Source organism: Bacillus alkalisoli, from assembly GCF_002797415.1.
GTDB lineage: Bacteria > Bacillota > Bacilli > Bacillales > Bacillaceae_I > Bacillus_CD > Bacillus_CD alkalisoli.
In genome coordinates this window covers 2232079-2244196 of the sequence record NZ_KZ454944.1, presented here as the reverse complement: position 1 = coordinate 2244196, position 12118 = coordinate 2232079, and the positions used below count along the sequence as shown (strand labels likewise).

Genomic DNA, 12118 nt, shown 5'->3' with positions numbered 1-12118 from the left:
CAATAAGGCATAGACAGTGTGGAAATGTATGATAAGATAAATACGAATATTTGTTTGTATTTACCTTTCAGCAATAATTGCTGACCAAAAAAGAAAGCTACTCTGTAAAGAGACATTGTTAAGTTTGAATTCATTTAGCTGTTGATTGTAGCGTAAGCCGTAGACTCCTGCGGAAAAGCGGGGAACGGGAGACCCCACAGGCGCCAATGCGCCGAGGAGGCTACCGGCCGGCCCGCGGAAGGTTTACGCTACTATCAACAGCGTTATAAAAAGTCGCTTAATAAAAAAATTAAAAGTAGTTTTCTTTTTTGGAACAGAGATAAAGAGATAGAATTGATTGTTTGAGTAGTGAAAGGGGTATGTTTTTGTGTCAAAAAAGCCAATAGAATACAATGATGATGCCATTCAGGTATTAGAAGGACTCGAAGCAGTTCGAAAACGCCCAGGAATGTATATAGGAAGTACAGACAGCCGAGGACTTCACCACCTAGTATATGAAATTGTAGATAACTCAGTTGATGAAGCTTTAGCAGGTCATGGCGACCATATCATTGTTACGATACATAAAGATAATTCCATTAGTGTTACCGATAAAGGACGTGGTATGCCTACTGGTATGCACAAAATGGGTAAACCAACACCTGAAGTTATCCTAACTATCCTACACGCAGGAGGAAAGTTCGGACAAGGTGGATATAAAACGAGTGGTGGTCTGCACGGTGTAGGTGCATCTGTTGTTAACGCACTTTCAGAATGGTTAGTCGTAACGATTAAACGAGAAGGCTATGTTTACGAACAACGTTTTGAAAATGGAGGGAAGCCTGTTACGACATTAGAAAAAACGGGGACAACTCGCCAGTCAGGAACGACTATTCATTTTAAACCAGACAAATCCATTTTTAGTACGCTTGTTTACAATTATGAGACCTTATGTGAGAGATTACGCGAATCTGCTTTCTTACTTAAAGGTTTAAAAATAGAATTAAATGACTTAAGACACGATCAAAAAGAAGTATTTTATTATGAAAATGGAATAGAAGCGTTTGTCGAATATTTGAATGAAGAAAAGGATTCTTTACATCCTGTTGTTTTCTTTGAAGGGACACAAAATGGAATAGAAGTGGAATTTGCCTTTCAATTTAATGACGGATACTCTGAAACCATTTTATCTTTTGTTAACAATGTTCGTACAAAAGATGGCGGAACGCATGAAGCTGGTGCAAAAACTGCGATGACTAGAGTATTTAACGAGTATGCAAGAAAAGTAAGCTTGCTGAAAGACAAAGATAAAAACTTAGACGGAGCGGACATTCGTGAAGGTTTAAGCTCTATCGTAAGTGTAAGAATTCCAGAAGAGATGCTACAATTTGAAGGACAAACGAAAGGGAAACTAGGAACAAGTGAAGCTCGTTCTTCCGTTGACGCCATGGTGTCAGAGCATTTAGCTTATTTCCTTGAAGAAAATCCTGATACAAGTATGATGCTTGTTAAAAAAGCAATTAAAGCATATCAAGCACGTGAAGCGGCTAGAAAAGCGCGTGAAGATGCACGTAGCGGGAAAAAGCGTAAAAAATCAGATACGGTTTTAAGTGGTAAATTAACACCTGCTCAATCTCGCAATCCTCAAAAAAATGAGATTTATCTAGTGGAGGGTGACTCTGCCGGTGGTTCTGCTAAACAGGGCAGGGACCGCAAGTTTCAAGCTGTACTTCCATTACGAGGGAAAGTTATAAATACAGAGAAAGCAAAATTAGCAGATATTTTTAAAAATGAAGAAATAAACACGATTATCCATGCAATTGGTGGTGGAGTTGGACCTGATTTCACCGTGGAAGATATTAACTACGATAAAGTAGTTATTATGACGGATGCGGATACTGACGGAGCTCACATTCAAGTACTTTTACTAACGTTCTTCTATCGTTATATGAAGCCATTAATCGAGGCTGGTAAAGTGTTTATTGCACTACCACCACTATATAAAGTGAGTAAAGGGACTGGAAAGAAAGAAGTTATCGAATATGCTTGGTCAGAGCAAGAATTACAAGTTGCGATGAAAAAAGTAGGTAAAGGATATATAATCCAACGATATAAAGGTCTTGGAGAGATGAATGCAGACCAGCTTTGGGATACGACAATGAATCCAGAGACGCGTACGCTTATTCGCGTACGCATTGATGATGCTGCAAGAGCGGAAAGACGTGTAACGACGTTAATGGGTGATAAAGTAGAACCTCGTCGTAAATGGATTGAAAGTCATGTGGCGTTTGGCCTCGAAGAAGACCCGAATATTTTAGAAAATGATAATTTATTGGTCGCAGAGGAGGTATAAAGGATGATTACAGAGAAATTTCATGACCTACCTTTAGAAGAGGTTATTGGCGACCGATTTGGACGTTATAGTAAATATATTATTCAAGAGCGTGCCCTACCAGATGCACGTGATGGACTAAAGCCGGTACAAAGACGTATTCTTTATGCGATGCACGTAGAAGGAAATATATTTGATAAGGCGTTTCGTAAATCGGCAAAAACAGTCGGTAACGTAATTGGTAATTATCACCCGCATGGTGATTCATCTGTGTATGAAGCAATGGTACGTATGAGTCAAGACTGGAAAGTACGTAATATGTTAATACAAATGCACGGAAATAACGGAAGCATAGATGGAGATCCACCTGCTGCGATGCGTTATACAGAGGCAAGACTTTCGGCAATTGCTTCTGAGTTACTTCGTGATATTGACAAAAGAACAGTAGAATTTATTCCTAACTTCGATGATACAAGTTCAGAACCAGTCGTTTTACCAGCAATGTATCCTAACTTGCTAGTAAATGGCTCTACTGGTATCTCCGCTGGGTATGCAACAGACATTCCTCCACATCATTTAGGAGAAGTAATTGACGCTACGATTATGCGTATTGATAACCCGTCATGTACTTTGGAAGATTTAATGACCGCTGTAAAAGGTCCTGATTTTCCAACAGGTGGAATTATTCAAGGGCTTGAAGGAATTAAAAAGGCTTATGAAACGGGTAAAGGAAAAATTATTATTCGTGGAAAAACGGAAGTGGAGTCTGTTCGTGGTGGTAAACAACAGATTATCATTACGGAGATTCCTTTTGAAGTAAATAAGGCGAACCTTGTTAAAAAGATGGACGAGCTTCGTTTTGATAAAAAAGTAGACGGCATCGCGGAAGTTCGTGATGAAACGGACCGTACTGGATTACGTATTGTTATTGAGTTAAAGAAAGAAGCAGATGCTAACGGCATTTTACATTTCTTATATAAAAACACCGATCTACAAGTGCCATATAACTTTAACATGGTCGCGATTTATAATCGCAGACCGACCTTAATGGGCTTAGCGAATTTCTTAGATGCATATATTGCTCATCAAAAGGAAGTTATCACGAATCGTTCTAAATATGATTTATCTAAGGCGAAAGAACGTCAACATGTTGTTGAAGGTTTAATGAAGGCATTGTCCATATTGGACGAGGTAATTGCGGCAATCCGTGCTTCTAAAGATAAGCGTGATGCGAAGGATAATTTAATTTCTAAGTTTGCGTTTACAGAAGTACAAGCGGAAGCAATTGTTTCTTTGCAGTTATATCGTTTAACTAATACAGATATTACGGCTCTGCAAGCAGAAGCGGAGGAGCTTTTAGCAAAAATTACAGAACTTGAGTCGATTTTAGCTAGTGAATCTAAGTTGCTTTCTGTTATTAAAAAAGACTTAAAGCGTGTGAAAAAGACGTATGAAGATGAGCGTAAATCGAAAATTGAAGAAGAAATTGAAGAGATTAAGATCAATTTAGAAGTTATGATTCCTTCTGAAGATGTAATCGTTACGGTAACGAAAGATGGTTATGTAAAACGTACTAGTATTCGTTCGTATACTGCATCTAATGGGAAAGACTTCGGTATGAAAGAGACCGACCGTATTTTACATAAGCTTGATATAAATACGACGGATACTGTTCTGTTGTTCACTAACAAAGGTAATTATTTATATTTACCTGTTCATGAACTGCCAGACATTCGTTGGAAAGATATGGGGCAACATGTAGCCAATATTGTTCCGATTGATCGAGATGAAAAAATTCTGAAGGCAATTCCAATTAGTAAATTCGAAGAGCCTAAATTCTTATTGTTTATGACGAAAAATGGTATGGTGAAACGTACAGAATTGGCTCATTATAAAGCCCAACGTTATTCCAAACCGTTAGTAGCAATTAATTTAAAAGGGGAAGATGAGGTTATAAATGTTTTCGTTACCGATGGAAAACAAGATATCTTCCTTGCTACTAGAAAAGGTTATGGATTATGGTTTACAGAAGACGAAGTGAATATTGTTGGAGCAAGAGCAGCTGGTGTTAAAGGCATAAACTTGAAAGATAATGATAAAGTAGTAAATGGATTAGTTTTTGCACAAGAGGAAAAGGCATTTTTATTCATTGCAACTCATAGAGGTTCAGTGAAAAAATTAAAGATTACAGAGTTTGATAAAGGCACAAGAGCAAAACGTGGTTTAGTAATGTTGCGAGAAGTGAAAACAAATCCACATGAAATTGCTGCTGTTGAATTGGTAAGAGATAATGTGTTTGTTTATATACAAACAGTAAAAGGCGTTATTGAACAGGTGGATCCAGTTTCATTAAGAAATAATGATCGTTATAGTAACGGTTCATTTGTATTAGATCAGCAAGAAGCTGGGGATGTTGTTTGTAGTTGGGTGGAAATGAAAGAAACTAATAGTGGAAAATAATATGAGGAGAGCGGTGCAAAATAAATTTGCATCGCTTTTTCTTATCAAAATAAGGTTATTTATTGAACGAAATGCAAAATTATAAAACTAAATGAAGTTGTATTTGGCAGTTCTTTACTGAAACATTAAAAGAGAAGTTTGTAATAGAAAGTGAATAGAATTATATAGATTTTTAAATGTACAAATTTATTTAACTTTCGTCTCAATATCAAGAGTATACTCTGGTATTGAGATATTATTTTTGTCTAATTATTAACTTCCGATAATTTATATTAGAAGTTAAACAGAATAGACTTAGTGTTCACTTCTTATAATGTTTGAGTCGGGATAGGAATTTAAAAGTATACGTCCTTAGACATTATGTATACTCTGAGTATGACATAACGCTATTTAGTTTAACCATTTTATCATATACTAAGCATTTACTATTGGATTATATATCAACATCATATCAAAAAAGTCGTATGTTAAATATAGAAGAGTTGGACCATAGAGGTTTACCTAAGATTCTAGAATTTTTGATACACTCGGAATGGTTTGTCGAAAACAAAATTGAAGTTTTGCTAAAAAGAATTATTTGAGAAGGAAGAAGATTTGCAACCACTTATTCGTACAGCAGATCTTGTTGAATGGGTAGAATCAGTATTTCATTAGCTAAAAAGGATGAAAAACAAATGATTCATTTGCAACTCAGTTGACCGTATACTGTGTAGCAAATAACTTCGTTTTCTAAGAGTGTACTTTTACTGTAAAGTGAAGAAGCTTTATTTTATTGGTGGTTGATTTTATACAAACGGTGAAATAAGAAGGTTGGAATTTGCCGTTTGGTGGAAGGAATATAAAAATTTTTGAAGAATAAAATGAAAATATCAAACAAAATCGTAATAACGGAATTAAATTTGTATAGCAAGTAATCTAGATATCAATTTTCTGAACAAGAGTCGAATACAATCTATAATAACGGTGAGCTCACAAGTAAAAGAAATTCATCTGTACAAGTAATATCGTTCGAGCAAAAGACCTTACGTAATTATTTCAGGGATGGTATATGATATTTTAAGGAAGCAAGGAATGTATTTAAAGCACACTAAAAATCTAGAGTTTTTAGTTGTTGCAAACTATTTTGCACAACACCACGAATTCCTAAAATTTCTAAGAAGATTGGTAAATCTTCAGCAATCCTTTTCTTTTCTAACACTATTAGAGATTAACCATACCAAAATGCTACTCTCGTATTTATAGCATGTGTAACGATTTTAATCGAACGGGGGAATAATATAAAAGCATGGAAAGACGTTGGAAGTATCAATTAATCCAATTAATTAGAGATGAAGATTCAGGAAGAAGAGTTCCTAAATGGCATATAAAAAGTGTTGGATATCATGCAAAAGAATTTCCGGTAATATGTGATCACTCAATGAATTTTACAGGTTCTCCTTTGAATGAAAGAAATGAAGAAGGTATAGATAGAATACCTATTGGTGAGCTTTGTGAGAAGTGCCTTGAAAAAATGCAACTGGAAATTGACGCTTTACATGAAGAGTTAAATTATTATAGGGGAACTACTTTTTAGATGGCTGTGATTCAATGGAGATGCCGTAGCAGAACATGTAAATGATGAATGTTCTTATTATGAAGAGTAGATGAGTTCCAAAATTGAATGAAATTAGAGTGAAAAAACGGTAAGGAGTAATGGAAAGTGGATGAAAACAGGGATTATGATGTAGTCATTGGTAAGATTCCAAAGAAGGATAAAAAAGGCAATGATATAACCGGTGATAAATTAGGTGCAGGCGGTTATCGTCGAAGTGACGGTACATTTTCTGGTGTAGCCTAAGCTCCTAAAAAGTATGAGGATATCTCGCTGGTTGGCCAGTTTATTATTAATGTTTCGGAAACATTAGTAATTAAGACTGCTGAATATGTGACTGATTATTTGACAGATAAAGCTATTTCAAGTTTTGAGCGATGCAGAATAGAAAGATAAAGAATAAGAACAAAAAAACTGCCAGTACTAATACAAGAAAAACAAAAGCACAGCAGATATTAGATGAACAAAGAAAAACTCGAAGTACTGAGATTGCAACATCAAGTAAGGCTATGTCAGATTCGGCTACAGTTGAATTTGATAACGCTTACGAACAGTACACTATTAATATGACGAGCGTAGAAGCACAAAAGGAACTTCTTGATATATTCGTGCTTTCTGTTATTCAAGCAAGAAAGGTATTGAAAATATCACAAACAAATATCGTAGATGCTGCAAATCCATCAGGCCAATTTATTGAAGGAAAAGCAGTGATTAAGAGACTAAGTGACCCAAATGTTATCGGAAATATAAACAGGATATTAAAGAAAAATTCTGCTTTACTGGAAGAGTGGGAATCAGTTGCTTTATCAGGAATCTTGGGCAGTGTGATCTAATAATAAACAAACAATACATGCCTATTGATGATAATAGATTTAGAGAAGCGTTGACAGATATTCCAATTAATATCAAAAAAGTAGAGAGTAAGAAAGCAAAAACAGCCCCTGCCGCCGTAATGGTTGGAGGAGGGTATCATTACGATTGTTCTTATTCAATGTGACCTTCTAGGAAATGAACGTTCACTCCATCGAAAGGTAGAACGAAAGTTCGTTGGCATTGAAAAAGTGTATCGATTAATTGACCGAAGAGAGTACTAAGAATTGGAACGTGAGGACTGAATTTCAAAAACCACTAACAAACTTATCATGTGATAAGCAAAGTGAAAGGAGAAGTTATCTCCTTTCACTTACTTATTTTAAGGGGGTGAACGAAAAAACGTTGACGTGATTGTGTTTCTCGTAACTGTGTCATTGAAAAAACATCATGGGGAGTGAAGCATCAATGAGGGAGAGGAATATTATGCACAGAGAGAGTAAAAAATTAATGATGAGTGTGATTTATTTTCTAGCGTTTTTATTAACGTTCGCAACGATCGCCCCCGCTTATGCACAAGCACAAAATCAAGGTTATGATGCACATGTCACTGATACGGTTGCCATAGGAGAGTTGTCAGAAAAACTGATTGCGATTGTTGATCCGCATGTTGTGGTTCAAGGGAATGCTTTTGTTTTAGTAAACATAGAAGAGTTAAAGGGGAAAATTTCAGAAGATGAATTTCAAAAAGTTTTAGCGCAAATAATTGAATCCAATATCCTCATAAGCGATAGTAGTGATTTGGAAGTAAAGGGAAATATATTGGAGTATAGCGTCAGTGACGAAGAATTACTTGCTAATATAGTGGCAGCTGGAATCACCCCGTACCAAAGTGTATCAGAAGACAATGGAGAAATTGGTTTGGAAAGATGGGTGTGGGAAGGTCGAACGTCTGTAAGTTTTCACTGGTGGGGAGTTACTATTTTCTTGAGCAGAACGGCAGTACAAAACCTATTCGGTTTGAAGATTTCTGCTATAGCTTTTATGCTAGGGGTTATGTTGCCACATCCTGTAATATGGGCACTTCTTGTTGTTGCTGCAGAATGGCTCTTTACATTTTTAATTCAGAGGATAGCCCATCCTATATGGCTTAAAGTTCAATTAACTGGGAAAAAAGTTGATTGGGGTCCGCAATTACCATGACACTTAAAAAGGACTGAGGATTATGAGTAAACATAAACAATTTTTGATTGGTCTTCCATTGGTTATCATTATATATCTAGTCATAGTCACTACAACAGAACCTGGTTATCTGCAGTCGGCATTAAAGATGATTAATATATTTGTAGTTCTTTTGTTTGTTACGCGATTTGATAAATGGAAAGCGGCTTTTAATAAAATAAGGGAACGGTGATTAGATTGATAAAAAAAGGGGGAGTGGCATTCTCTCTTTTTTTTTGCTTTAAAAAGGTAATTTTTTACACATTATGATAACGAGGTGAATCAGATGGGTTTCTTAGGTAACGGAGAGTTAAACCTGGTAGGTCATTCTAACGGTTTTATGTATTTAATTGAAAATACAACGGAGCAAATTGTCGCATTTATTACATTAAGGCCAGTGTGGTAATCCTTATGTACAACGAACGTTACCAAATACGGGAAATTTGCAAATTTCTGTTGATGGGAACCGGTTGTACTGAATGCGACTGTTTTCGCATAGAACACTTTGTGGTATTGCAACACTTCTTGAACATCATCACGAAACCAGAACATCGCATTTGTTATCGTGGTTGGGTATTCGTCTGTTAAACTATTTAAATTGGCTTGGCACCAAATCGCTTCAAATTCTGGGGTCATTTTTCCATGTGTTTCTTTCACATACCAAGAACTATCTCCTTTCGCTTTTCCCGCTATGCTAGCTAATGGGTATTTCGGGTGTAATTCCTCCATAATATCGACTTACGATGCAAAGGTATGGCGTAAGTGATGTAGGGTAAAGCGTTGAGGGGGTAGACCTGCTTTTTTTAACACGTCTTTAAAGATCATATTCACCCCACGCGGATTAAACGCATTTCCATTCCCGTTACGAAACACAGGTTCTAACGGATGAGTCTGATGTTCTTCTAAGGATGCTTTATACTTCTTTAATAAAGGAAGCATCATCGAATAAAGGGGAAGAAGGCGTTCTTTTTTTCCTTTCCCAAATATCAAAACCGTTTCATTATATAAATCGATTTGTTGCCAGGTTAAATCAACAAGTTCTTGCCGTCTCATGCCTGTTGTCGCCAGCAGTTTAAACAAGGTTTCATTACGAAGCGAGAGGGCGCTATTATCTTTTTCCAAGGAAGAGAACAGCTTTTTCACTTCTTCTAAATTCATATACACCGGTAATTTTGTGTCTGATTTCGGTGATTTAATCCCAGCCACGAAGTTAGAAGTGGTAAAGTTTTCTTTCAAACAAAATTGGCAAAACATATCGTAAGCTCGAAATACGCCGTTGCATGGTGCGTGGACTCACAAACCGTTGCAAGGTTTCCTGCTGAATAAAACGACGAACAAGAGAAGGGGTAATGTCTTGTAAAACGGTCGATCGGTTGTGACGTTGTAAAAAGGCAAGAAATTTCGTTAAGTCACTTTCGTAACTTTCGACGGTGTTTTTTGAATAATTTTGTTCCACTTCCAAATACAGTAAAAAATCGTCTAACGCGGGTTGAAATTCCATGAGTAATGACCTCCAAATTTTTCATTATTTGAACGTACCAACAAATTATATCCCGTACCAGTAAGTTATCGAACCATTCTAGATATTTATCGAGACGGTCCCAAACATTATTGGGAAGTTCAGAATCGCAACTTCTCGATAATGATTATTATGGGAACGGTCCATTATTAGCGAAAAATCAATTTCGTCTCAATAGCTTAAGTATTCTAGGGTTGTGAGACATAATTGGTGGTTCTTGAATTAACTTCCGATAATTTATATTATGTTCGGGGCGTTTCTTTAAGCGTAAGAATAAGACTACTCCGTCCTATTCTTATGGCTTCTATTTTTAACGTTTACGAAATCTATATAAGAAACGCTATATTCAATTATATCGTTAATAAATAAGTTATTCTTCTTTGCGAACTCTTTTACTTCTTTTAGTAATTCCTTATCGTAAGTGGTTTTATATTGGATTCTATCCTTAGGTCTTAAATCTTTATTATATGAAATGACACCCTGGCTTAATACTTCCTTAAGGCCAGTTTCCAGTAGATAATTGGAATAAGTATCGTGTTCTATGGCAAGCTTATTTAAGTGATCAATAATGTTTTTGCTAATATTTGTTCTAAACTTCACTCTACTATTATCTGTAGTTTGTATTAATCTACCGTTAACAAGTTTCCACATTTAAAACACCTCTAATTATAAAGTTAATATGCGCTGCATCATTTTTTGTTTTTTATGAGATTCATATTGAATATCTGTATTATAAATTATCTTTGCTAGTTTACATATATCACTTTTTCCTTTTACCCAAATTCTATAGATTACACTACTATTTTTCGTTGTTTCGGTTATTATTTCCATTCGTAACATCCATGTATTAAATACATGGTACAAACCATTAGCAAATGGCTCACTTCCTGTAGTAATATTCATCACATATCCTCTACCCTGGACCCAGCCATCCCCATCAATTACACCTCTAATAAATGCTGGTATATAAACACTTGGCACATTTGGAAAAGGTACAATCAATGATTTTTTTGGAGTTAGTCCTAACTGTATTAAATCATGTTTAATAATTTTTGAGTTTATTATTAATGTAGGAACTGTTCTTGTTGAAGCAATTGGTGCAATAACATAGTCAGCTTTCATATATTCTGCTACTAAACGTAATAGTTCGGTATCTTTTTGAGATAATGTAATTGAATGAGTCTTTTTGCTAATACTGCCATCAGTAATGATTAGCCCTAAAACCCACGCCATTTCATCTGACCATGTTTTGAAGAAATGTTCATTAACTTTATGTTTTCGAGGTTGTCCAGAGTAAGGCTCTCTATTCATTTTAACATCATGTTTGTATAAAATGTTACGAATAGCTCGATCAGATAAACCAGTTTTAGTAGAAATTTGCTTATAAGGAACTCCGCTTTTATACATCACAATAATTTCTTCATCCGTTATGCCAAGTTTTCTAGGCATGATTTATCCTCCTCTCTTCTATATTTCCATCATAAGAACATTTGTTCTATAAATCAAATAAAAACCTTAGAAATACGATGATTTCTAAGGTTTTATATTAAGTATGTTTACTTTATTGTTTAACAGGTGTTACAACAGCGTATAAGTTCTCTGATGGATCTGTTACATTTACTTCAATTACTTTAAATTCTTGTAAAAGATTTGTTTCGTTTTGATTTTCCGTGATTGTTTGATAATTATTCATGTCGATTACTTCCCTTCATTTATATCTCACACAAGAGTCAATATATGCACCAATTATCGTAAATGTTCCAACTTCTTAGAAAATAATGAATCTATTTTTTGTATAATTTTTCTAAATTCAACACACTCTAAGGTGTAATATTTCTAAAGGAGTGATTGGATGAAAAAATATACTGTAAGTTTATTAGTTGGTATGATGTTTTTTTTAGGAACAGCAACCTTTTCACATGCATTTGGTGGGTCTGATTCTTGGATTAACAAAGATGTACAATTAACAGAAGAACAAAAGCAGGAAATGGCTCAAATGCAAATGGAAGCTCTAGAGCAAAAGAAAAAAATTATTAATAAGTACGTTGAATACGGAGTAATTTCAGAGAAAAAAGCTGAAAAAATAGTCTCCAAATTTGAAAAGCATTACTCAAAAATAGAAGAAAACGGTTTTATCCCTAAATGGGACAAACATGATAAGCATCACAATAAGTGTGACTGTGATAAAGAAGAATAAAAATGAAAA

The 12118-nt window shown here is 35.2% G+C and carries 13 protein-coding genes; 7 read left to right on the top strand and 6 right to left on the bottom strand.

The features are described from left to right. The first annotated feature begins 367 nt into the window (after positions 1 to 367). From parE to CDZ89_RS11105, 6 genes are all read left to right on the top strand, one after another. Positions 368 to 2332, top strand: a complete 1965-nt coding sequence (parE, locus tag CDZ89_RS11125) for a DNA topoisomerase IV subunit B (protein WP_096154517.1) — start codon at positions 368 to 370, stop codon at positions 2330 to 2332. Between the two features lie 3 nt (positions 2333 to 2335). Beyond that, on the top strand, positions 2336 to 4771 hold the full coding sequence (parC, locus tag CDZ89_RS11120; protein WP_100333711.1) for a DNA topoisomerase IV subunit A: 2436 nt from the start codon (positions 2336 to 2338) through the stop codon (positions 4769 to 4771). Between the two features lie 1285 nt (positions 4772 to 6056). After that, positions 6057 to 6344 (top strand): phospholipase D-like domain-containing protein, encoded by a 288-nt coding sequence (locus tag CDZ89_RS11115; protein WP_100333710.1) that lies wholly within the window; start codon positions 6057 to 6059, stop codon positions 6342 to 6344. A 126-nt stretch (positions 6345 to 6470) separates the two neighbouring features. After that, positions 6471 to 6608, top strand: a complete 138-nt coding sequence (locus CDZ89_RS19690) for a hypothetical protein (protein ID WP_157842726.1) — start codon at positions 6471 to 6473, stop codon at positions 6606 to 6608. A gap of 131 nt (positions 6609 to 6739) precedes the next feature. Then, positions 6740 to 7195 carry a hypothetical protein gene (locus CDZ89_RS11110; protein ID WP_100333709.1) on the top strand — a complete coding sequence of 152 codons (456 nt, stop codon included), beginning with the start codon at positions 6740 to 6742 and terminating at the stop codon, positions 7193 to 7195. Between the two features lie 463 nt (positions 7196 to 7658). Further along, the gene (locus CDZ89_RS11105; RefSeq protein ID WP_100333708.1) at positions 7659 to 8375 is read left to right on the top strand and encodes a hypothetical protein; all 717 of its coding nucleotides are present in this window, start codon (positions 7659 to 7661) and stop codon (positions 8373 to 8375) included. Between the two features lie 342 nt (positions 8376 to 8717). Here CDZ89_RS11105 and CDZ89_RS11095 read toward each other — a convergent pair whose 3' ends face one another. The 6 genes from CDZ89_RS11095 to CDZ89_RS20310 form a co-directional block, all read right to left on the bottom strand. Next, complete coding sequence (locus CDZ89_RS11095) at positions 8718 to 9122, bottom strand: hypothetical protein (protein WP_096154512.1); 405 nt, start codon at positions 9120 to 9122, stop codon at positions 8718 to 8720. 9 nt (positions 9123 to 9131) lie between these two features. Further along, positions 9132 to 9551 (bottom strand): tyrosine-type recombinase/integrase, encoded by a 420-nt coding sequence (locus CDZ89_RS11090; RefSeq protein ID WP_227521499.1) that lies wholly within the window; start codon positions 9549 to 9551, stop codon positions 9132 to 9134. A 52-nt stretch (positions 9552 to 9603) separates the two neighbouring features. Then, the gene (locus CDZ89_RS11085) at positions 9604 to 9894 is read right to left on the bottom strand and encodes a site-specific integrase (protein ID WP_096154510.1); all 291 of its coding nucleotides are present in this window, start codon (positions 9892 to 9894) and stop codon (positions 9604 to 9606) included. Positions 9895 to 10191: 297 nt separating this feature from the next. Next, positions 10192 to 10563 carry an rRNA methyltransferase gene (locus CDZ89_RS11080; protein WP_096154509.1) on the bottom strand — a complete coding sequence of 124 codons (372 nt, stop codon included), beginning with the start codon at positions 10561 to 10563 and terminating at the stop codon, positions 10192 to 10194. 15 nt (positions 10564 to 10578) lie between these two features. Further along, positions 10579 to 11361, bottom strand: coding sequence for an LAGLIDADG family homing endonuclease (locus CDZ89_RS11075; RefSeq protein WP_100333706.1), 783 nt, complete (start codon positions 11359 to 11361; stop codon positions 10579 to 10581). A 112-nt stretch (positions 11362 to 11473) separates the two neighbouring features. Next, the gene (locus tag CDZ89_RS20310; protein ID WP_255249795.1) at positions 11474 to 11605 is read right to left on the bottom strand and encodes a hypothetical protein; all 132 of its coding nucleotides are present in this window, start codon (positions 11603 to 11605) and stop codon (positions 11474 to 11476) included. A 159-nt stretch (positions 11606 to 11764) separates the two neighbouring features. Here CDZ89_RS20310 and CDZ89_RS11070 point away from each other — a divergent pair, with 159 nt between their 5' ends. Beyond that, complete coding sequence (locus tag CDZ89_RS11070; protein ID WP_100333705.1) at positions 11765 to 12109, top strand: YckD family protein; 345 nt, start codon at positions 11765 to 11767, stop codon at positions 12107 to 12109. Positions 12110 to 12118 lie beyond the last annotated feature (9 nt).

Excerpts from the sequence above, each read along its gene's own strand:
- parC (WP_100333711.1), top strand. The coding sequence starts at position 2,336 with ATGATTACAGAGAAATTTCATGACCTACCTTTAGAAGAGGTTATTGGC.
- CDZ89_RS11115 (WP_100333710.1), top strand. The coding sequence starts at position 6,057 with ATGGAAAGACGTTGGAAGTATCAATTAATCCAATTAATTAGAGATGAA.
- CDZ89_RS11110 (WP_100333709.1), top strand. The coding sequence starts at position 6,740 with ATGCAGAATAGAAAGATAAAGAATAAGAACAAAAAAACTGCCAGTACT.
- CDZ89_RS11105 (WP_100333708.1), top strand. The coding sequence starts at position 7,659 with ATGCACAGAGAGAGTAAAAAATTAATGATGAGTGTGATTTATTTTCTA.
- CDZ89_RS11095 (WP_096154512.1), bottom strand. The coding sequence starts at position 9,122 with ATGGAGGAATTACACCCGAAATACCCATTAGCTAGCATAGCGGGAAAA.
- CDZ89_RS11090 (WP_227521499.1), bottom strand. The coding sequence starts at position 9,551 with ATGAATTTAGAAGAAGTGAAAAAGCTGTTCTCTTCCTTGGAAAAAGAT.
- CDZ89_RS11085 (WP_096154510.1), bottom strand. The coding sequence starts at position 9,894 with ATGGAATTTCAACCCGCGTTAGACGATTTTTTACTGTATTTGGAAGTG.
- CDZ89_RS11080 (WP_096154509.1), bottom strand. The coding sequence starts at position 10,563 with ATGTGGAAACTTGTTAACGGTAGATTAATACAAACTACAGATAATAGT.
- CDZ89_RS11075 (WP_100333706.1), bottom strand. The coding sequence starts at position 11,361 with ATGCCTAGAAAACTTGGCATAACGGATGAAGAAATTATTGTGATGTAT.
- CDZ89_RS20310 (WP_255249795.1), bottom strand. The coding sequence starts at position 11,605 with ATGAATAATTATCAAACAATCACGGAAAATCAAAACGAAACAAATCTT.
- CDZ89_RS11070 (WP_100333705.1), top strand. The coding sequence starts at position 11,765 with ATGAAAAAATATACTGTAAGTTTATTAGTTGGTATGATGTTTTTTTTA.